The organism is Burkholderia sp. Bp9031, from assembly GCF_003857965.1.
Classification (GTDB): domain Bacteria; phylum Pseudomonadota; class Gammaproteobacteria; order Burkholderiales; family Burkholderiaceae; genus Burkholderia; species Burkholderia ambifaria_A.
Map to the genome: position 1 here is coordinate 105,356 of NZ_QTPW01000020.1, position 20,718 is coordinate 126,073.

18 protein-coding genes are annotated in these 20,718 nt (G+C 62.3%); 11 read left to right on the plus strand and 7 right to left on the minus strand.

Features of this window, described 5'->3' with window-relative positions:
* The first annotated feature begins 12 nt into the window (after positions 1 to 12).
* From DIE15_RS23860 to DIE15_RS23870, 3 genes are read left to right on the plus strand one after another with little or no spacing between them, the layout of a single operon-like run.
* Positions 13 to 795: a 3-hydroxybutyrate dehydrogenase gene (locus tag DIE15_RS23860; RefSeq protein WP_124834512.1), complete on the plus strand. Its 783-nt coding sequence runs from the start codon at positions 13 to 15 to the stop codon at positions 793 to 795.
* Between the two features lie 10 nt (positions 796 to 805).
* Positions 806 to 2,077 carry a patatin-like phospholipase family protein gene (locus DIE15_RS23865; RefSeq protein WP_124834513.1) on the plus strand — a complete coding sequence of 424 codons (1,272 nt, stop codon included), beginning with the start codon at positions 806 to 808 and terminating at the stop codon, positions 2,075 to 2,077.
* Positions 2,074 to 3,108 carry a DedA family protein/thiosulfate sulfurtransferase GlpE gene (locus DIE15_RS23870; RefSeq protein WP_242431859.1) on the plus strand — a complete coding sequence of 345 codons (1,035 nt, stop codon included), beginning with the start codon at positions 2,074 to 2,076 and terminating at the stop codon, positions 3,106 to 3,108. Before DIE15_RS23865 ends, DIE15_RS23870 begins: the two co-directional genes overlap by 4 nt.
* Positions 3,109 to 3,692: 584 nt before the next feature.
* Here the strand turns inward: DIE15_RS23870 and DIE15_RS23875 are convergent.
* The gene (locus DIE15_RS23875; protein WP_057927772.1) at positions 3,693 to 4,697 is read right to left on the minus strand and encodes a GlxA family transcriptional regulator; all 1,005 of its coding nucleotides are present in this window, start codon (positions 4,695 to 4,697) and stop codon (positions 3,693 to 3,695) included.
* A gap of 278 nt (positions 4,698 to 4,975) precedes the next feature.
* Between DIE15_RS23875 and DIE15_RS23880 the strand changes: the two genes are divergently transcribed.
* From DIE15_RS23880 to DIE15_RS23890, 3 genes are all read left to right on the plus strand, one after another.
* The gene (locus DIE15_RS23880) at positions 4,976 to 5,290 is read left to right on the plus strand and encodes a multidrug efflux SMR transporter (RefSeq protein ID WP_057927771.1); all 315 of its coding nucleotides are present in this window, start codon (positions 4,976 to 4,978) and stop codon (positions 5,288 to 5,290) included.
* A gap of 79 nt (positions 5,291 to 5,369) precedes the next feature.
* On the plus strand, positions 5,370 to 6,584 hold the full coding sequence (locus DIE15_RS23885) for a cyclopropane-fatty-acyl-phospholipid synthase family protein (protein WP_057927643.1): 1,215 nt from the start codon (positions 5,370 to 5,372) through the stop codon (positions 6,582 to 6,584).
* 70 nt (positions 6,585 to 6,654) lie between these two features.
* Positions 6,655 to 6,918 carry a hypothetical protein gene (locus tag DIE15_RS23890; RefSeq protein ID WP_124834514.1) on the plus strand — a complete coding sequence of 88 codons (264 nt, stop codon included), beginning with the start codon at positions 6,655 to 6,657 and terminating at the stop codon, positions 6,916 to 6,918.
* 308 nt (positions 6,919 to 7,226) lie between these two features.
* On the opposite strand, the gene DIE15_RS23895 is transcribed toward DIE15_RS23890, so the two are convergent.
* Positions 7,227 to 8,216, minus strand: a complete 990-nt coding sequence (locus DIE15_RS23895) for an SLAC1 anion channel family protein (RefSeq protein WP_057927641.1) — start codon at positions 8,214 to 8,216, stop codon at positions 7,227 to 7,229.
* A gap of 152 nt (positions 8,217 to 8,368) precedes the next feature.
* On the minus strand, positions 8,369 to 9,319 hold the full coding sequence (locus DIE15_RS23900; protein WP_124834515.1) for a GlxA family transcriptional regulator: 951 nt from the start codon (positions 9,317 to 9,319) through the stop codon (positions 8,369 to 8,371).
* Positions 9,320 to 9,969: 650 nt separating this feature from the next.
* Here DIE15_RS23900 and DIE15_RS23905 point away from each other — a divergent pair.
* Positions 9,970 to 10,662, plus strand: coding sequence for a M24 family metallopeptidase (locus DIE15_RS23905; protein ID WP_124834516.1), 693 nt, complete (start codon positions 9,970 to 9,972; stop codon positions 10,660 to 10,662).
* 513 nt (positions 10,663 to 11,175) lie between these two features.
* Here the strand turns inward: DIE15_RS23905 and DIE15_RS23910 are convergent.
* The 3 genes from DIE15_RS23910 to DIE15_RS23920 form a co-directional block, all read right to left on the minus strand.
* Positions 11,176 to 12,729 carry a DHA2 family efflux MFS transporter permease subunit gene (locus DIE15_RS23910; protein ID WP_124834517.1) on the minus strand — a complete coding sequence of 518 codons (1,554 nt, stop codon included), beginning with the start codon at positions 12,727 to 12,729 and terminating at the stop codon, positions 11,176 to 11,178.
* A gap of 103 nt (positions 12,730 to 12,832) precedes the next feature.
* Positions 12,833 to 14,212, minus strand: a complete 1,380-nt coding sequence (locus DIE15_RS23915; RefSeq protein WP_124834518.1) for an HlyD family efflux transporter periplasmic adaptor subunit — start codon at positions 14,210 to 14,212, stop codon at positions 12,833 to 12,835.
* Positions 14,213 to 14,246: 34 nt separating this feature from the next.
* Positions 14,247 to 16,355 carry an efflux transporter outer membrane subunit gene (locus tag DIE15_RS23920; RefSeq protein WP_124834519.1) on the minus strand — a complete coding sequence of 703 codons (2,109 nt, stop codon included), beginning with the start codon at positions 16,353 to 16,355 and terminating at the stop codon, positions 14,247 to 14,249.
* A 532-nt stretch (positions 16,356 to 16,887) separates the two neighbouring features.
* Between DIE15_RS23920 and DIE15_RS23925 the strand changes: the two genes are divergently transcribed.
* The 4 genes from DIE15_RS23925 to gfa all read left to right on the plus strand — a co-directional run bounded on the left by DIE15_RS23925 (position 16,888) and on the right by gfa (position 19,553).
* A complete protein-coding gene (locus tag DIE15_RS23925) occupies positions 16,888 to 17,388 on the plus strand; it encodes an Ohr family peroxiredoxin (protein ID WP_124834520.1) in 501 nt (166 codons plus the stop codon).
* A 178-nt stretch (positions 17,389 to 17,566) separates the two neighbouring features.
* Positions 17,567 to 18,046, plus strand: a complete 480-nt coding sequence (locus tag DIE15_RS23930) for a carboxymuconolactone decarboxylase family protein (protein ID WP_057927634.1) — start codon at positions 17,567 to 17,569, stop codon at positions 18,044 to 18,046.
* A gap of 4 nt (positions 18,047 to 18,050) precedes the next feature.
* A complete protein-coding gene (locus tag DIE15_RS23935) occupies positions 18,051 to 18,455 on the plus strand; it encodes a cupin domain-containing protein (protein ID WP_057927633.1) in 405 nt (134 codons plus the stop codon).
* 522 nt (positions 18,456 to 18,977) lie between these two features.
* The gene (gfa, locus tag DIE15_RS23940) at positions 18,978 to 19,553 is read left to right on the plus strand and encodes an S-(hydroxymethyl)glutathione synthase (protein WP_124834533.1); all 576 of its coding nucleotides are present in this window, start codon (positions 18,978 to 18,980) and stop codon (positions 19,551 to 19,553) included.
* Between the two features lie 60 nt (positions 19,554 to 19,613).
* On the opposite strand, the gene DIE15_RS23945 is transcribed toward gfa, so the two are convergent.
* Positions 19,614 to 20,618 (minus strand): chemotaxis protein CheB, encoded by a 1,005-nt coding sequence (locus DIE15_RS23945; protein WP_124834521.1) that lies wholly within the window; start codon positions 20,616 to 20,618, stop codon positions 19,614 to 19,616.
* Between the last annotated feature and the right edge of the window lie 100 nt (positions 20,619 to 20,718).

A 20,718-nucleotide genomic window follows, 5' to 3' on the forward strand; every position in this document is an offset into this window, starting at 1 on the left:
CCCGGAGGACCTATGGCACTGAACGACAAGATCGCGCTCGTGACGGGCGCGGCAAGCGGTATCGGCGAGGTGTGCGCGTGCAAGCTCGCGATGGACGGCGCAACGGTCGTGATCGCGGACCTGAATCTCGAGGCGGCGCGCAAGGTTGCCGACGACATCGTCGGCAACGGCGGGAAGGCGTTGGCGATCGCCATGGACGTCACCAGCGAGGAAGCCGTCGACGCGGGGCTGGCCGAAACGGTGAATCGATTGGGCGGAATCGACGTGCTCGTGTCCAACGCAGGCATCCAGATCGTCAACCGAATCGAGGATTACGCATTTTCGGACTGGAAGAAGATGCTGGCCATCCACCTCGACGGTGCGTTTCTGACGACCCGGGCCGCCATCAGGCATATGTATGCGTCGAACAAGGGTGGCACGGTGATCTACATGGGCTCGGTACATTCGCACGAGGCGTCGCCGCTCAAATCCGCCTATGTGACCGCGAAACACGGGTTGCTCGGTCTCGCGCGGGTTGTCGCGAAAGAAGGTGGACCGCGTGGCGTGCGTGCCAATGTCGTGTGCCCCGGTTTCGTCAGAACGCCGCTGGTCGACAAGCAGATCCCCGAGCAAGCGAAGGTCCTCGGCATCTCAGAACAACAGGTCGTCAGGGACGTCATGTTGAAAGAGACGGTCGACGGCGAATTCACGTCGCTGGCCGATGTCGCGAACACGGTTGCCTTCCTGGCCGGCTTCGAGTCGAACGCGCTCACCGGGCAATCGATCGTCGTCAGCCACGGCTGGTTCATGCAGTAAGGAGAACACCATGTATTCGAGCCAGCGTAACAAACTGAAGCAGCCCCATCGCATCAAGCTTCCCGCCTATGACGAAATCGGGCTCGTGCTGCAGGGCGGCGGCGCACTCGGCTCGTACCAGGCCGGCGTGTACGAGGGTATGGCCGAGGTCGGCGTGGAACCGACGCGCATCGCCGGGGTATCGATCGGTGCGCTGAACACGGCGATCATCGCAGGCAATGCGCCCGCGGATCGAACGGAAGCACTGCGCGGCTTCTGGAGCACCATCAGTCAGCCGACCGACCCGCTCTCGCACTTCGGCAATTACATGTCGGCGTGGTCCGGGCTGGAAGAAATGGGACGCAGGTGGTCGAGCGCATGGGCCGCAACGCGCACGTTGATGGAAGGCCAGGACGGTTTCTTCTCCCCGCGCTCGCATATGTCCTTCTCCGGGTTCGGCAGGAAGCGCCCCGATCAGGTCAGCTATTACGACACGTCGGCGTTGCGTGAAACGCTGTTGCGATACGCAGACTTCGATCGCATCAATGACGGAAACATTCGCGTATCCGTCGGCGCAGTCAATGTTCGAACGGGTAATCTCGTCTATTTCGACAATGCGAAAATGCGTCTCGCGCCGGAACATTTCATCGCCTCCGGCGCGCTGCCGCCGGGCTTTCCGGCCGTCGAGATCGACGGCGAGTTCTACTGGGACGGCGGACTGGTGTCCAACACGCCGCTGACCGAAATCATCAGGGAAAGCCAGCACAAGGACACGCTCGTTTTCCAGATCGATCTGTGGAGCTCGCGCGGCAAGTTGCCGAGCGATTTCCTCGATGTCAGCGAGCGCACCAAGGACATTCAGTATTCAAGCCGCACGCGCGCCATCACCGCGTTCATGTCGCAGAACCAGAAACATGCGCAAATGATCAAGGCGCTGCTCGAACACATTCCCGAACACGTGCGGCTTGCGCACCCGTTGTTGCGGGAAGCGCAGAAGACGGCCGATGGCAGTGCAGTGAACGTCGTGCATCTGATCTACAAGAACAAGTCGTTCGAGGGGCACTACAAGGACTATGAGTTCAGCGAGGGCACCATGCGCGAGCATTGGGCGAGCGGTCTCGAAGATATTCGGCGATCGTTCGGCCATCCCGACTGGTTCGATATCCCGAGCCGCGAAATCGGCTTCGTCACGCGGGACGTGCACCGCTATCGGCAGGACGTCAACGAAGCGGAGGGCCGGGGCACGGACGCTTTGCCGGAAGCGAAACACGCGCCGGCGAAGGAGTTGTCTGCCACCAAGTGACGCGTGGCGACGCCTTCCGTGAGTATGAAAGTGCGAGCCTCGAGGAGAGCACCATGATGTCGCATGAAATGATTGCACGGTACGGCACGTTGGTCGTATTCCTGAATGTGCTCGGGTCTTCGCTCGGCCTGCCTCTGCCTGCCATCCCGACGTTGATCACGGTCGGGGCAGGCGTTGCGCTCGTCACACATGTCGCGTCGTCGACGTTGCTGCATTTCTCGACGATACTGGGCGCCGCCGTGATCGGCGGCTTTCTCGGCGACCTGGTCTGGTTTCAGGGCGGCAAACGGTACGGCAAGCGCACGATTCATACCGTCTGCAAGCTGTCGCAATCGCGTAAAGCGTGCGTCAGGACGACAGAGCGGTTTTTCGGGCGCTGGGGTGTTCGTGTGCTCATCGTTGCGAGGTTCGTTCCCGGCCTGTCGCTCGTTGCCGTTCCGCTATGCGGTGCGATGGCCGTCAGGTTGCGCTCGTTTGTGTTGCACGATTGTGCGGGCATCGCACTGTGGGCATCGATCGGACTGGCGATCGGCACGCTATTCGCTTCGCAGATCGACGTGATTTTCGTGTTTGTCGCCCGTCTTGGCTGGCGTGCGCTCATCTTCGTCGGCATCGTTCCGGTGCTGTATGTCCTGTACCGCTACTGCCGCAGACTCATGTTGGCAAACGCGCTCGGCAAGGCTCGGATCAGCGCCGGCGAATTGCATGCATTGCTCGCGAACAATCCGCGGCCGGTCGTGATCGATATTCGCTCCGCCGAGCGGAGGACGCTCGATCCATTCGTCATTCCGGGCGCGGTGATTGCCGATGAACGAAAGACCCGGCAAATCATGGAGCGCCATGGAACGAACCGGACACTCGTCATCTATTGTGCGTGCCCGAACGAAGTGTCCGCGGTGTCGGTGGCCAGGCAGTTGCGGCTGTCAGGCATCAAGCTGGCGTTGCCGCTTGCAGGCGGCATCGATGCATGGCGCGCCGCGGGCTTCGACGTCGAGCCGATGATCGCGATGCACGACGCGGTAATCGGCTGATATGTGGGATGTCTGGATCTGATCGCTCGGTCAGTATTGGATCGGGGCTGAGATTGATTGGATGTTGCCTTATCAAGGGGCGTGATCGACCCGAAGGGGACGGTCGCTCCTGCAAGCCGCGTCGAACGCGATGCTCGCGTTGTCGTTGACCGCACCGGTCGAGCAGGGAGCGCTCAAAAAATCCCATCGGCCGGATGTCTCGAATTCGCGTTGATCTAGCCGCAATGTTTTGCAGCGGAAATTCATAATTGAGTCTTGAGCGATCCCCTCCTTTCCCGTCCGGATGGCGCTTTTCGGGGTAGCAAAAGCGTCTACGGGCGAGCACCAGGGAGCTCGCTTCGATAGCGGGCATACGCTCCATCCCCACATTGCTGGTATTTCGAGACGAAATCCTGATCTATCGCGAAGTCGGCGCCCTGTCTGCAAGCCAGTTGGACCACCTACTCAAAACCGTGAAGGCGCTCGACATGGATGCCGTGCGGGCCGATATCGCCACGTCGCGCCGCGGGATGACCTAGTCGTCAGATCAGTCCATCGATCCCCCGCCTCCACCGTGGCGGGGGTCGGGTCATGCAACGAGACATTTAGGAAGCGGCCCCCAGCGCCGAGCGAACGCTTTCGAGGATCGTGGGGCTGCCGGACCGGAATCGCTGCCGGTACTCGAGCGGCGTCACGCTGAGCCGACGCATAAATGCGCGGCGCAGACTGTTCTGGTCGCTGAAGCCGCAAACGTACGCGACCTTTTTCAACGGCGTGTCGCTTTCTTCGAGAATGCGTTGCGCCGCCTGCACGCGGGCGATCTCGACGAAATCTCCCGGCGTAGCCTGCGTTTCCCGTTTGAACATCCGCGAGAAATTGCGCGCGCTCATCCCTAAACGATTGGCGAGCACCTCGACCGAAAGATCTCGCGCGAGATCGCTGAGTATCCATTCCTGAATGTCGCGCATCGGGCTGCGCTCCGACACCTGCGCGGCCAGATGCAGACTGAACTGCGACTGCCCGCCCGGGCGCTTGACGAACATGACGAGTTCCCGTGCAACTCGAAGCGCCGCGCCGCGTCCGTGATCCTCCTCGACCAGGGCAAGCGCAAGGTCCATTCCGGCGGTGACGCCCGCAGACGTGTAGATCGGTCCGTCCTTGACAAAAATATGATCGGGCTCGACGCGCACGTTCGGGTATGTCTGCGCTAGACGGGTCGCCGAATTCCAGTGGGTCGTGGCCCGCCTGCCCGTCAGCAAACCGGCTCGGGCCAGCAGAAACGCGCCTGAGCACACCGAGCCGAGCCGTCGCACGTAGCGCGACTGCCTGACGAGCCAGGCGATCAATTCGGCATTCTCTTCATATTCGCTGATGCGCGGGCTCCCGGCGACGAGCAGCGTGTCGATTTCAGCGCCAGTGTCGTGAATGGAGGCGTCAGGCAAGAACCTCATACCGCTCGACGCGGTCATGGTCTCGACGGTGGGCGCGACGATCTGCAACGAATATGCGTGCGGATCGCCCAACTGGCAATTCGCCTCGCTGAAGACGTCCATCGGCCCGACCACGTCGAGCATCTGCACACCGGGAAACACCAATAAAGCGATTCGCATCATGACTCCGGGCGCACGTCGTTTGCGCCTTGCCTTGCATTCTAAGGCGCGATGGTTTGGCCCTTCGCGGTATGGCAGAAAACCATCGCAGTGTGGCCGTTTTTGATGCTTCACAAGTGGCGAGGCAAGCGGCGCGGCGGCTATCCGTGTCTCGACCTCGTTGCAAATTGGCCGATTCTGCACGCGCGCGCGCCTATCGACGGAACCCCAGTATTGGCAAAATTTTGCCTCTACGACTCGCCTTTTCCGTTCTCTTCTCACAAGCATAGGTGCTGGTAGTGGCTTGGTTCTTTGTAATTCTTGCTGGCGTTTTTGAAATCCTCTTTGCGACAAGTCTGAAGTATTCCGCGGGCTTCACGCGCTTGTGGCCCACGGTCGGCACGGCTCTTTCGCTGCTGTTCAGCATGATCCTGCTTTCCGCCTCGGTAAGAAGCTTGCCTATCGGCAGCGCATACGCCGTCTGGACCGGAATTGGCGCAGCCGGCACCGCCGTGTTCGGCATTTATCTGTTCGGCGACTCCGCGTCACCCGCCCGGCTGTTCTTTCTCGGATGCATCGTCGTCGGCGTGATCGGCCTCAAGATCGCGCAATAGATGGTCTGTTCCGCCCCATTGTTGCGATCGATCGGTCGTACGCCAAGCACTTCAGTGTCTTTTCATCAAGGTTCAAAACATGTTCGACAAGGTAATCAGTACAAAGCTGGACACATGGATCAATCGCATTCGAACTGAGATGAATCTTCCGGTTCGGGTAACGCTGCGCACGGGCAACAGCTACGACCTGGGGCAGTTCGACACGCCGAAGGTGCAGTTGCGCGTCAACGACATGAAGGCCATTGCGGCATTCCTCAACCCGAGCCTGGACTCGCTCGGCGAGGCCTATGTGCAGCAGAGCGTCGACATCGACGGAAAGATAGCGGACATCGTCGACATGGCGTACAAACTGTCTTCGCTCTCCGGTGGCGAACCGGGATTCGCCGCGAAAGTCTTCAAGCGGTTTTCACATACGCGAAAGGAAGACAAGGAATCGATCCAGTACCACTACGACGTATCGAACGACTTCTACCAGCTCTGGCTCGACAAGCGGATGGTCTATTCGTGCGGCTACTTCGAAGACGGATCCGAAACGCTCGACGCGGCTCAGGAAAAGAAGATCGACCATATCCTCTCGAAGATCCGGCTTCAGCGCGGCCAGACGCTACTCGACATAGGCTGCGGGTGGGGCGCGCTCGTCATTCGCGCAGCTCAGCGATTTCAAGCGCGCTGCATGGGCGTCACGCTGTCGGAAAAGCAGTACGAAATGGCACGGCAGCGTGTGATTGATGCCGGGCTGTCCGATCTCGTCGAGATCCGGCTGCAGGACTATCGTGACGTACGCGGAACGTTCAACCGCATTACGAGCGTCGGCATGTTCGAGCATGTGGGGCGCGACAATCTCCAGCAATACTTCGAGGTCATCCACACGTTGCTGGCCGATGACGGTGTCGCCATGAACCACGGCATCACATCGACGGCTCCCGATAGCGGCGACTCGCCGATGGGCGGCGGATCGTTCATCGACAAGTATGTGTTCCCGGCAGGAGAGTTGCCGCACTTGTCGTTGGCTCTGAGAGCGATGCAGTCCGGCGGCCTGGAAGCACTTGACGTGGAGAATCTGCGACGGCACTACGTGAAGACGCTCGAGAACTGGACCGAGCGGTTCGAGGCGCATTCCGAGCGTATCCGGAAGATGGTCGGAGAGTCGCGCTACCGAATCTGGCGGGTGTACCTGGCGGGCAGCGCGCAGGCATTTTCGCTCGATAACGTGTCGATCTATCAGATCGTCTGCCAGAAATCGCAGCGCCCGGCGGGCACGATCCCATGGTCGCGGCGTTATATGTATCGATGACGCACAAGCAAAAACGGCCGCCTCATGGCGGCCGTTCAATTCAATGTCATTGCACTCGCACCATATCGTATTGATCGTCTTTGAACAGACATCTTCCAAACTCATCGCCCGCTTGAGCCTGATGGAAGATGTGAGCGAAGACGCGTTCTTCTGGGCAACTCTCGAGCTGCTCGTCGAAAGCTTCGACGGCGAACTCGTATGGAGCGGGATGGCAGCACGCATGGCCAAGTGCGTCGTTCCACTTGAATTGGGAACGCCCTTCATCCATGCATTGCAGGCGTGCATTGCCTTTTCCTCGTCAACGCCGGTGACTTCATCGATGCGACGCGAGTAAGCAGGAAGTTGAGCGCAGAACCTGTCCGTAGTTGTTATCAAGATATCCTAACCCTGGTGACATGACCCGGTACAGTACTCGGGTCGGTCGATGTGCGTGGGCGGTTACCGGTCGTTTCGGCTGGCGTCGACTCCGATGGCTGCCCACGTCCCCCACCCCCTCAGACATCGACCGGCACCTCCTTTTGCATGGCTGGAGGAGACTCGATCAGCGGGTGCAGCATGCACCGCGCCAGCCGGCGTCGATCGATGAATCAAAAAATGCCGCCGCGTGTTTTACGCGGCGGCCAATCCTATTCTTGGAGCGCTTCAGCCTGCGAGAAGCTTGCCGTTGAAGAGGATGTGCAGGGTTCTGACAAAGAGCACAACGATCGCAATGGTCAGGATTGCGAGCAGGATGATGGCGATCGCCGTCACAGGCCAGGACTGCACAAACATCGAGTACTTCAACGACGCGTTCGCGAGCGCGGCCATCGGAAAGCTGATGGCCCACCAGCCGGCAGCAAACGGGATGCCCATGCGGAACACCTTGATAGCGAGCGTCACGAACACGAACAAGCCGAAATAGAACAGCAGGCCCGCGAACATGTCGACGTGCTGGGTGAAGTTCGTGTAGGCGAGAAAGCCGACTTCGAATGGTGCGATAAGGATGATCATGGAAGGCATCATTCCGGTCGGCAGAGGCTCATGATGGATGAGCCGCGACATGATCATCGTGAAGAACAACAAAGCGACCATCGCACCGACGGCGAGCGCGAACAGATTGACTTCATGAGCCCACGACATCGGCATCGTGCCTCCGGCAACGGCGATATCGAGCGTCGCCACGCCTGGAATCAGCCACGCGGGCACCGCATGCCCGGCGTCGACTTTACCTTTGAGCAGCCGACTTGCGACGATGAACGCAAGCAGTACGGTGGATAACATACCTATCGTCCATACGACCTCGGCGAGCGTCTGGCTCAACGGAGCGAGAACCGAAGAAAGCAACAGGATGGCGATCGTGATCGTGCCGAAGAAATTCCCGGCAATCGGATGGTTGAACTCCCCCGCGACCGCACCGGGATGCTTGACTCCCTTCACCAGATAACCGACGCCCAACGCGAGAAAAACAATCACGGCGATGGTGCCGACGACTTCCGAAATGATCGGGCTCGCGCCGAATTCATGGCTCGCTAGGCGCCAGGCGAGCGATAGCCCGGCGATACCCATCACGGAGCCGAACAGGTTGACTGGCAGATTTTTGATCGACGCGCGATTTCGGACAGACTGCGAATTGGGGCTTGAAAGAGTAGACACGACAATTCTCCAGAACTTGGCGGGGCTCGGGCGGGAATGCTCGAGGACTTGCCTGAATTCTGTTGCAGGAATGGGTTGGCCGAAAGTTGCATACACGTTAATTTACGGACATGGTCAGGGCAAAAACGGTCAGGCGTCGGTGGCCGTTTTAGCTACCGTCGTTCGCGGATCGACCTCGCCTTGAGCGTTCGCGGCGTCACGCCGAGACGCGCGGTGACACTTCGTCTCAGCGCCGCCGTTTCGGCAAAACCGCATAGCTGCGCAACTTGCACCATTGAATAGGCAGGCTGCGAAAGCAGCTGGATTGCCATGGCAACGCGCTCGTTCCGGACGAACTGTGAAGGTGTCACCCCGGTTTCACGCAAAAAGACCCGCGCGAAATTGCGATCACTCATGCCCGCGCGGGCGGCGAGCGCGCCAACGCTGAGATCGGCAGTCAGATTCGTCTGCACATAGGCCTGGATCTCTCGAATGCACCAGCGCATGCCGACACGCAGACAGGCCGGCAGCCGCCACGGCCCGCAGCGGTGCCGGCAGGTCTGCAACTGCTCGGCCAATTGCTTTGCGGCGGGCACGCCGAAATCGTCGGCCACGAGCTCGAGCGCGAGATCGAGACCCGCTTGCCCGCCGACGGCAGTCAGTATGTTCCCGTCGCGGACCAGCGCGTGCATGGTGTTCGCATTGACACTCGGCCAGAGCTGCGAGAACCCCGGCCCAGCAGCCGGATGAACGGCCACGATGCGGCCGTCGAGCAGCCCCGCGTGGGCGAGCAGGTGAACGGACGAGCCCATCGCGCCGATTCGGCGAGCGCTCCTTGCCGCCGTTGCGATCCATTCGATGAGCCCGGGATGGGTCTGCGGTTCAGCACTGTCGTCCGTGCCGGCGACGAGCAGCGTGTCGAAGCTGGGCGGACTGCCCGTGGTGGTCGAATCCGGGATGAGCGCCACTCCGCTCGTGCCGCGGATCGCACCGGCGGTCGTGCCGACCAGTTCGAACGAGTACGGATCACTCGCCGAGTCGCCGCGAAAGACGCTGAGCGCGTCCATGGGCGCGGCAACGTCGGAGCTTCTGTGGTGCGGAAGAACAAGGATTCCGATGTGCATTGTTGGTCTTGCTTCTCTGATCCAAACCCAGTCTATGCGCGATTGGAGCGAACGATTTGGGTCGTGTCGCTTGCATGACGCTTTTTGTCCCGAATTGCAAATCAAGGAACGCCGCTCGAACGCGGCGAGCCGTTCGCAGCCTGCAGAAATGGCCGTTTATCGAGTGATTTTGTCGGGAGCGTGACCATCAGACCGATGAGCGTCAGGTACCAGCCCGCCGAATAAATCGAAAACACGGAAAACTCACGGAATATCGCGGCCCAGAACGGCCAACTGATTCACGTAGACGTTCGTTGTACGACTGGTCCTGCTCGATGACCATGCCGATCACGCTCGAAATGCCGATCACCACAACGAGGCGACTGCGAATCGCATCGACGCAATGAGTTTCAGAGCGGACGCGCCAAGCGTTCGCATTGAGGCGGATTGTCGACCGTGTGCCCTCTCTCGTTCCGGTCGGCACGTATGGCCGACGCAACGAGCGTGTATTGCCGCGACTGTCCACGCGAACGGCATATGGCAGGAAAGACGCCTGGTTTGGCTGTTTTGCACACCGTTCAGTGCTGGATGAGACGGGGGGCCTCCCATAATCGTCGGAGCGATAGTCGGCTTGCCTTTCAAGCCAATCATCAACGTGAGGACCTACATCGATGGAATCAGTCTCCAATGCCGATGCGGAACGAATCGGACCGGCCTTTTCGATTCTCGGAATGCTGCAGACACGCGCAAAGACGCGTACGGCGATTCGCGCGATCGCGAGTTATGTTCAGCCGGGGATGGTCGAGGAAGAAGCTGTCGTGCTGGCAAAACAGGTGCTGGCCGACGCCGGTCTTGCGCGGACCTGGCATCCAAGCCGAGTGCGCTTTGGCATCAACACGACGCGAGCCATGAAGCAGGCATCGGCACCTGGCGTGACTCTCAAGGAAAACGACATCTTCTTTATCGACATCGCGCCGCAATACGGGATGTGGGAAGGCGACGGGGGCGAGACCTTCGTCGTCGGAGATGACGCGGAACACCTTCGGTGCGCTGACGATGCCCAAACATTGTTCCATGACGTGCGCCGCGTCTGGGCCGCCGAGAACCTGACGGGGCAGGACCTCTACCGCTACGCGGCCCGCAAGGCGCAAGAGGCGGGATGGGTGCTGAACTTCGACCTGCCGGGACATCGGATCTCGGACTTCCCGCACGCGGCGATTTACACGGGCTCGCTAGCGGACTTCGATCAGTCGCCTTCCGCGATGCGTTGGATTCTGGAGATTCACCTTCGCCATCCGAGCGGCGAATTTGGGGCGTTCTTCGAGGATATGCTGCTCCCCGACGAATACTACGTGCCGCATTGATGACGAGCGAGGCCCAACTTGGGCTTCGTTCGTTGTGCCGGATGTCTCTAATTTACCTGGATCTGGTCGACGTAAGATAGGAAGGTTATCTCGCTGGGTGTTCATCCCGACGTGAGGATCTGCACGCGACAGCGAAGGGCGGTTCTGGGGCGACTCAATCGACTCTGAACGACCCGCTTCGGTCGATCATGCCCCCCGAAACCACGCAGGACCGCTATCGGCCACGACCGCCGGTCGGACTCACGACTGCCCTGGCGACCCATTCCCCGCGATCGGTAGTGACCAGCAATCCTCAAAGACGCACTACGTGGCCGCCCGCGACGTGATGACGTGTTCAAGGCCGGCTGCCCCGACCGGCGCTTCGGACAGCAGCCACATGTGAGGCCGGGTCGGTGGTAGAAAGGATCACGTCGTGTCCGCGGCCCGCCAGCGCGACTGCGATCGCGGCCGCTATTGGCACAACCCAGCTCGACGGCATTCGAGCGCCCCCCGCACGCTTCGACGCCGCCTCACTCAATGCGCGCCGCCGGCCATGCCGCCACCGCCCTTGCCGGGTTTGGTGAGCCAGACGAGCGGCACGATCACGATGAAGATGATCGACGACAGCCAGAAAATATCGTTCAGCGCGAGCATCGCGGCCTGCGCGTTGAGCGTCCGTTCGAAAAATGCGGTGGCCTGCTCCACCCCGCCGCCGAGCGTCGCGTGGAGCTGCGCAATAGCGCTCGTATAGGCCGGGTTATTCACGCTCGATTGCTCGGCGAGCCGGGCATGATGAAGGATCGTCCGGTCGCTCCACCCCGTCGCGATCAACGACGTGCCGACACCGCCCGCGAATACGCGCACGAAATTGGACAGGCCGGCGGCCGCCGGAATCCGTTCGGGCGGCAACCCCGACAGAATGATCGCGGTCAGCGGCGTAAAGAACAGCGCCATCGGAATACCTTGCAACAGGGTCGGCAGCACCAGCGTATAGGGGTCGACGCCCGTCGTGTAATGCGAGCGCATGAAGAACACGCCCGCAAAACCGAGGAAGGCCAGCGTCGCGAGCACCCGTGCATCGGACTTCGGCATGATCTTCGCCATCATCGGTGCCAACAGCACGGCGAAGATCCCGAGCGGCGCCGTGACGAGTCCGGCGTCCACCGATCGATAGCCGAGATAGCCCTGAATCCACTGCGGCAGGATCACGAGGTTCGAGAAGAACACTGCGTACGCGACCGAGATCGCAATCGTGCCGCCGCGGAAATTGCGCACCGCGAAAAGCCGGATGTCGACGATCGGGTTCCGCTCCGTGAACTCCCAGATCAGGAAGAACAGGAAGCTGATCGCTGCGATGACCGCAAGCGCGCAGATCACGGGCGAACTGAACCAGTCGAGATCCTTGCCCTTGTCGAGCATGATCTGCAGCGTCGCGACCCACACGATGAGCGACATCAGGCCGACCTTGTCGATCGGGAGCTTGCGCACCTGCGTCTCTCGGTCGCGATAGATCATCCACGTGACGCCGGCCGCGAACAGGCCGACGGGAATGTTGATGTAGAAGATCCACGACCAGCTATAGCTGTCGGTGATCCAGCCGCCCAGCGCGGGGCCGGCGATCGGGCCGACCGTCGCGGTCATCGACCATAGCGCGAGCGCGGTCGAGCTTTTCTCCTTCGAGTACGAACCCAGCAGGATCGCTTGCGACAGCGGAATCAGCGGCCCCGCGACGACACCCTGCAACACGCGCGCGGCGAGCAGCACGAGCAGGTTCGGCGCGATACCGCACAACCACGACGAGAACACGAACAGCACGATCGCGGCCACGAACAGCCGGATCTGCCCGACGCGCTGCGTGAGCCAGCCCGTCAGCGGAATCGCGACGGCATTGGCCGCCGAGAACAGCGTGATGACCCACGTGCCTTCGTCGACGGAGACGCCGAGGTTGCCCGAGATGGTCGGAATCGCGACGTTGGCGATCGACGAATCGAGCACGTTCATGAACGTCGCGAGCGCGACGGCGAGGGTCGCCAGGACCAGCTTTCCACCCGTCAGCGGCGGCGGTACAGGTTGCGTTGAAGAGTTCATCTCGCTTCCACTCTGAAGTATCGACCGCGCCGGCGTATCGGTCCGGCCGGTCAGGCGATTGGATCGACCGGAGCGCGACAGTCACGCGCACCGTGTCGACGGGTCAGCTTGCGCGCGGCGTCGTGTCGCGCGTGTCTCTCGTGTCTCTCGTGTCTCTCGTGTCTCTCGTGTCTCTCGTGTCTCTCGTGTCTCTCGTGTCTCTCGTGTCGCGCCTGGTGGAAGCCGTCGGCGATCCAGCGGGCTCCGTCGACCCCGCATGCTCGATGACGACGTTTCGCGCGATGATCTTCTCGATCTCGGCATCCGCCTGTGCGCCGTATTCGGCAAACACGTCCGTGCGATACGACGTATTCGTCGCCGCGCCGAGCTGCGGTCCCGTGCCGTCGCGCGTATCCACGTCGACATCCATCGACAGTCCGATACGCAGCGGATGCGCGTCGAGCTCCTTCCGGTCGAGCTGGATGCGCGCAGGCAGACGCTGAACGATCTTGATCCAGTTGCCCGTCGCGTTCTGCGCGGGCAAGCTCGCGAATGCGCTGCCCGTGCCTGCCGAGAAGCCGACGACGCGGCCGTGGTACCTGACCTTTCCGCCGTATACGTCCGCCGTCAGCGTGACGGGTTGACCGATGCGCATGTTGCGCAGCTGGCCTTCCTTGAAGTTCGCATCGACCCACACGCCGTCGAGCGGCACGATCGCCATCAATGGCGTGCCGGGCGACACGCGCTGGCCGACCTGAACCGAACGCTTCGCGACATAGCCCGTGACGGGCGCGGGCAGCACGTTGCGCGCGTAGGCCAGATACGCATCGCGCACTTTCGATGCGGCTGCTTGCACATTCGGGTGCTGGTCGACCGTCGTGCGCGCGGTCAATGCGCGGTTGGCTTGCGCCTGCTGACGCGCGGCGTCGAGCGCGGCCCGCGCGGCCGCCACGGTGTCGCGCGCGTGCGCGATGTCTTCGGCCGACACGGCGCCCGTATCGGCAACGGCCTGGCGGCGTCGCAGATCGTCCTGCGCGCGGGTGAGATCGGACTGCTTCTGCGCGACGTTCGCGGCATACAGATCGTTGTTGACGTACAGGCTGCTCACCTGCCGCACGGTCTGCCCCAGCGCCGCTTCGGCGTTGCCGAGCGCGACTTTCGCATCGGCGTCGTCGAGCGTGACGACCGGGTCTCCGGCCTTCACGATCTGCGTATCGTCGGCATTCACAGCCACGACGGTGCCGGCCACCTGCGGCGTCAGTTGCACGAGATTGCCGCTGACGTAAGCGTCGTCGGTGGATTCGTGGTAGCGCGCATACGTCAGGTAGTACACGCCATACGCGACCGACGACGCGACGACCGCCGCGCCGAGTAGCGCCAGCAACAGCCTGCGCCGTCGCGTAGCGGCTTCGCTTGCGACATCGTCGCCTCCCGGCGGCGACGAATCACGCTTCACGCGTGCGGCTTCGACCGGCTTGCGAACCGGCGGGTTGATTTCGCTCATTTTGATTCTCCTGGCAGATTCGATGGATCACCGCTCAACGCGCGGCGACAGCAGGCGCGGCCGACACGGGCACATCGGCACGTGCCGCGGCCCCCGCGTCTGCGAACGACGTGTCGACGAAGCCGCCACCCAGCGCGGACGCCAGCGCGATCTGACGATCGCGGCGGTCCATGCGCAGATTCGCGACGCCCTGATCGGCGGAAAGCGCATTGACGTCGGCGTTCAACACGGTCAGTTGATTCGTGAGACCGGCCTTGTACTGCGCCAGCGCCAGCGCGGCCGCCTTCAGCGCGGCTTGCTGCGCGGTCTGCGCATCGACGAGTTGCGCGTCCGTCGAACGCACGTCGGCGATTTGCGTCGCGACTTCGCTCAACGCAGTCACGAGCGTCCGGTTATAGGTCGCAACGGCGTCGTCGAAGTCAGCGTAACGTCCCTTCAGTTGCGCGCGGAGTGCGCCGGCATCGAAGATCGGCAGGTGGATCGCCGGGCCGATCGACGCGGTGCGGCTCGCGGCCGTCAGGAAGCGCCCGAAGCCGAACGCATCGAGCCCGATCGCGGCGCTCAGGTTGATGTCGGGATAGAACTCGGCCTTCGCTTCCTTCACGTCGTGCGCGAGCGCATCGACGCGCCAGCGGGCGGCCACGATGTCGGGGCGCCGGCTCACGAGATCGGCGGGCAGGTTGTCGGGCAGTCGAACCTCGTTGCCGATGCCGAGCATCGGGCGCGCGATCTGCAGGCCGCGATCGGGGCCGGCACCGAGCAGCGCGGCGATCTGATAGCGCGTCGCGAGCATCCGGCCGTCGAGCGATTTCAGCGACGCGCGGCTCGTCGCGAGATTCGCGCGAGCGGTCTCGCGCTCGACCTGCGTGTCGAGCCCCGTCGCGATACGGCCTGCCGCGATGCGATCGATCTGCTCGCGCCGATCGACCTCCTGTTGCGCGATGTCATGCAGCAGGTACAGGCGAGCCAGCGCGTTGTAGGTGCGTGCAATCGATGTCGTGAGCGTCAGCCTGACCGCTTCGGCGTCGGCGCGGCTCGCCTGAAGCGTCGACACCGACGCCCTCAGCGCCTCGCGCTTCTTGCCCCAGAGGTCGAGCTCGTACGAAGCGCCGAGGATGCCGCGATTCTCCGTCTGCCACGACCCGCCATACGGCGGCGGTACCAGCGCCGTTCCGGAAAATTGCTGTCGTGTGAGCGCGTAGCTGGCGTCGATGCGCGGCATCGTCCCCGCTCGCGCGGATTCGCTGTAGGCCTGCGCGGCCGCCACGCGCGCACGCGCCTGGGCGAGCGTCGGGCTGCCTTTGAGCGCCTCGTCGATCAATGACTTCAGTTGGCCGTCGCCGAACTGATCGGCCCAATCGGCGTCGGGCCAATGCCCTTGCTCGAACGGCAGGCTCTGTTGCGTCGCGTACTGCCGCGGCTCGGTCATCGCGGCATCGCCGTGAATGCCGGCGTAGTTCACACATGCCGACAACCCGGTCGCGACGATCGCCGGCACCCCCGCCTTGAACACGCGCGACGTGTGTCGCCCGGCGATTGAAAAAATGTTCATTGCTCGTCTCGTCACGTAGTAGGCCAGGAAAGCCATTTGCAGAAAAATCGCCATTCGGGTTCGCTCCGGTATCCACGCAGGCGCGACGAGCCGCGGGTGCATTTCATCGCGGCAACGCGACCTCATGCGTGCGCGAGAAGCCAGACCCTCGTTCGCGAGCGCGAACAATGTCCTCACGCCCATCCATGGATTCCTCAAGCTGCGGCGTACCTGTTCGCTGCGCCCGACACCCCGCACGCACCAGGTGCAGAAGTGTTCGCAGTTGTTCGTCAGAAGCTGGTATCGGTCTTCACCAAGACGCGACCTGGCCCGCTCGACGACGGTCATTCCGGTATAGACGGCACCCGGTTCCGGCTGAACGCGGATTCCCTTGTTCGCCGCGAAGCGACACAACGGGACGCATTCCACCGGGCACCGCCTTGCTGAGCGATGAAAGCCGCCATAGTGGATAACCAGCCCGTTTCCCGCGTAGATTCCGTGGTGCGCATACCCATCGCGTTCACTGACGAGATGCGCGCCCGCTTCGATGCGCGGATCATTCCGGATCGGCACCGGCGAAGTCGACCGCCACTCGATATCCAACGTTTCCATCGCAGGCCTCCGATTTCGAATGTGCGTCGCATGTCGCGTCGCCGCCCGAAACACCAGGAACGGTTGCCGTTGCATTCGCAACGTTTCATCGGCGATGGAGCATCGCGATCCAGGACGCGTGTATCGGGCACTATCGAAATCGATGGCGCGTCAGCGACGCCGATCGCCCCCATTGCCGTACCGTCATGCTAGGAGCCGGAGCCATCTTCAGGTAGACCTGTATCGGGACACTTTCCCGTTCCTCGTTGGCACCAATCCTCTCTCGTCACAGTGATGCCCCCGATCGTCAGCCGGTCTCGCCTCATTGGTGCAGAGTGGGCAACACCATGCATCCCGAAGCGATCTGGTGCGGCGACTCGTCTTTGCCTAGCATGCAAGAGCGTCTGGCCCATCTTTCGGATGGAAGTCATGAGGATCGACTTGCCGGCAAGAGCCGCACCATCGCGCGGATTCGCTTCGAAAAACAACACATCGCACTGGTACGCAAGGGTCGAGACGCTCGCGTTGATCAGTACAAACAAACGGGAGGCATATGGAGAACGAGAGGTTGCAACCTCCATCGCTGGCGCTGCTCGACAAATACCGCGGGCGGGAATTCGCCGTGCTCTACACGACAACCGTCAGGGTCTCTGGCGGTGAATCCGGGCACGGCCGTGCATCGGGTGTTGCGCGATCCGACGACGGTTGTCTCGTCCTTGATTTGCGATTGCCCACCGAACTCGGCGGCCCGGGTGGCGGGACCAATCCCGAACAGCTGCTTGCCGCCGGCTACGCCGCGTGCTTTCACGGCGCGCTGAGCCTGCTCGCGCAACGCGAGCGGATCGACATTCGGGAGGCAACCGTGGCTGTCCGAATCTCGTTCGGCCGTGATCCGACAGACGGCGGATATGCGTTGACCGCCGATGTCACAGTCCGCATGCCGGGTGTCGAACGGGAGGTCGCGGAACGTCTCGTCCGCGACACGGAGCGCCTGTGTCCCTATACGAAGATGGCGCGGCAGGGAATCTGCAATGTCGTCGCCGTGTCGCCATGACCGAACGTCGGCGACGCACGTCGCGCGCGATTGGTGCCGAAGCGGCAACAGAGTGCGCACGTCCCCGGCACTACTGGCCCGCGAGACTCGCGATTACGATGGTTGTCAGGCCGGTCGTGCGATGCATCGCCATGCGCAGCACCGGCAGTACCGATTCCACACATCAGGAGAACGGATCATGACGCAACGTATCAACTACTTTCAGCAATCGCCGGAACTGACCAAGAAACTCGTCGAGCTCGACGGGCTGCTTCAAAAGACGACGATCGAAGCGCCGGTCCGCGAGCTCGTCGAGATTCGCGCATCGCAACTCAACGGCTGCGCGTTCTGCGTCGACATGCATATCAAGACGGCCAAGATCCACGGCGAGCGCGAACTGCGCCTGCATCACGTCGCGATCTGGCGCGAGTCGACGCTGTTTTCGCCGCGCGAGCGCGCCGCGCTGGCATGGACCGAAGCACTGACGCAGATTCCGTCGCATGGCGTGCCGGACGATCTCTACGAACGCGTGCGGGCCCACTATTCGGAGAAGGAGTTGTCGGATCTCACCTTCCTCGTCGGTGCGATCAACAACTGGAACCGGCTGAACGTCGCGTTCCGCACCGTGCCTGGCTCGTTCGACAAGATGTTCGGGCTCGACAAGGCCAATCTGGAGTAACGACATGAAACGCATCATGCTCGCTCTCGCACCGCTTGCAGTGTCACTGCTCATGCCCGTTCAGCCGGCGGCCGCCGCGCCGCAGGCCAAGGTGACGCAGCTGACCACGGAACCGTTGCCCGAATATCCGGGCAAGGAAGTCGAAATGATCGTCGTGGACTATCCGCCCGGCAGCGTCGATCCCGTTCATCGTCACGACGCGCACGCATTCGTCTACGTGCTCGACGGCAGCATCGTGATGGGCCTGAACGGTGGGAAAACGGTCACGCTCCATGCCGGCGACACGTACCACGAAGGCCCCGAGGACGTGCACACGGTCGGACGAAACGCCAGCAGCACGAAACCTGCGAAGTTCGTGGTGTTCATGATCAAGAACAAGGGTGCGCCGGTCCTCACACCCGTGAAATAGCCGGATCGTCACGAGGCCCGGCGATGTCGGGCCCGGTCCTGCAGTTCAACATAGCCTCGGCGCGATCCGATCCGCCGAGGTCTTTCCTCAGACTACCCCGCTCTCCCGGCACACCTTCGGCGTGCCCCCGGCCCGATGATCATGGAATCGGGAAATCGCCGGGTATACTCCCCTCCAGTATCCGGCATATACTCCCCCCCAGTTTCAATCGACGAACGAGAGGCGACATAAAAGGCGCAGAATTGACGCGGGTGGTTGCGCGCGGACGTCGCGCAAAAGGACGGATCGATACGCTCGCGCGCGCCGGAAGACGGCGCCGGGCGCGGATCGGTTTTCCGGCAAGGACCGCTCGCCAGTGCCAGACATGGTCGAGGACGCAATGAACGGCAAGATCCGGCTTGCGCCGTTCGCGACACCCAAGAAATCGCACTCCGAAATCAACGCAGCATCCGATCCGATACGCAAAGGGAAGTCGATCCGTACCGTCGTTCACTACTGAAGCACCGAAAAAGGAGCATGAACATGTCCGTCGCCATTCATCCCGCCGTCGATCGCGGCATTCAAAAGGGCGCCGCCCAGTTCGCGGGCGGTACGCTGCGCTGCCTGTGCACGCAGGATCCGGTCGAGGTTCGGGTCGATGCGCAGGTCGCCTTCAATCACGCGTGCGGCTGCACGAAGTGCTGGAAGCCGGCCGGCGCGCTGTTTTCCGTCGTGGGCGTCGTGCCGCGCGACAAGGTCGCCGTGACCGCACATGGCGAGAAACTGCACGTCGTGGACGACAAGGCGTTGATCCAGCGCCATGCGTGCTCCGCCTGCGGCACGCATCTGTTCGGTCGCATCGAAAATGCCGACCATGCGTTTTACGGTCTGGACTTCATCCATACCGAACTGTCGCCGGATGCCGGCTGGGACGGCCCCGGTTTCGCCGCGTTCGTGTCGTCGATCATCGAGAGCGGCACGCCGCCGTCGTTGATGGCGGACGTGCGCGACACGCTGCGCAGCAAGGGGCTGGAGCCCTATGATTGCCTGAGCCCGCCGCTGATGGATGCGCTGGCGACGCATACGGCGAAAGCCAAAGGGACGTATCGCGAGGCCTGAGCGCAACGCCCAAGGCCGGCGCGCGGCGACACGCTGCGCGCCGTTACCCGGCGCCGCCCGTCACGCCCTTTCTTTCCCGAGCGCGGCGGCACCTACCGCATTGCGCAGCACGTCCGCGAGTTGCTGGTTTTCATCGATGCGAGCCTGCTCGATTGCAACGTCTTCGGTATTGCCCACGTGCCGGGCCCAATCCTGGCGCTCGCGCGCAAAAATCATGCGCTCGTGAACTGCCCGTATCGCCGCCCATATCGCGTCTTCCGCTTTCTGCGCCTGGGCGTCGTCCAGTGAGAGCACGGAGAACGCGTGCCCCGTATGGCACCGATATCGCAACGGACGATCGTCGCGTATACGCCATAGCACGCCATTACAACTGGGACACGTCAGCGCGGAGCGCTCCCCGATGGCGTCGAGAAGCTGCGGTGTAACCAGTCCCTGCTCCGCAATCCGGGACTCTCGATCCAGATCGCGCAAATCTGCCATCTTTCGCTTCTCCTTTACATGTGCGCCGTGGACCGCTGCATAAATGGCCCGCGGCAGCTCTATGGCCCTCGCGACCGCATCGGCACCTGCGGCGGCTAGCGCGCTGCGAGGCATCGAAGGCGCCTCGCATTCGTCGGGATCCTGAACGATACCGTAACCGTTGCGCGCCCGAATGGCCGCGAGCCCGGCGGCCCCGTCGTCGAGGTCACCGCTGAGTACCACGCCGACCGCCCCGGGGCCATATTCGCGTGCGGCTGACCGGAACAGCGGATCGGCAGCCGGGCGGGCGAAGTTTTCAGCGGCGGTATCGAGCAGCCGGATATATCCGCCGCGCAAAACCATGTGCCGGTCCGGGGGCGCGACATAAATCCTCCCCGCTTGCGCAGATTCCCCGTGAGTCGCCTCACTCGCATCCAGGGTGCCCCATCGCGACAATAGCTCCGGCAACATCGTCCGATGCCGGCCAATGTGCTGAACGATGCAAATCGGCACCGGGAGATCCCGGGCGAAGCCCGCCACCAACGTCCGGAGTACCTGGAGGCCACCTCTGGACGAGGCGATGACGACGATATCTCGATGGTCCATAACACCTCCTTTGCGCTTCAGTGCGCAAATTTGATGCCTGGTCCCGGGTTATCGTCGTACGCGTGCATCGATGCGCCGACGGGCGCGGCTCAGGCGGTTT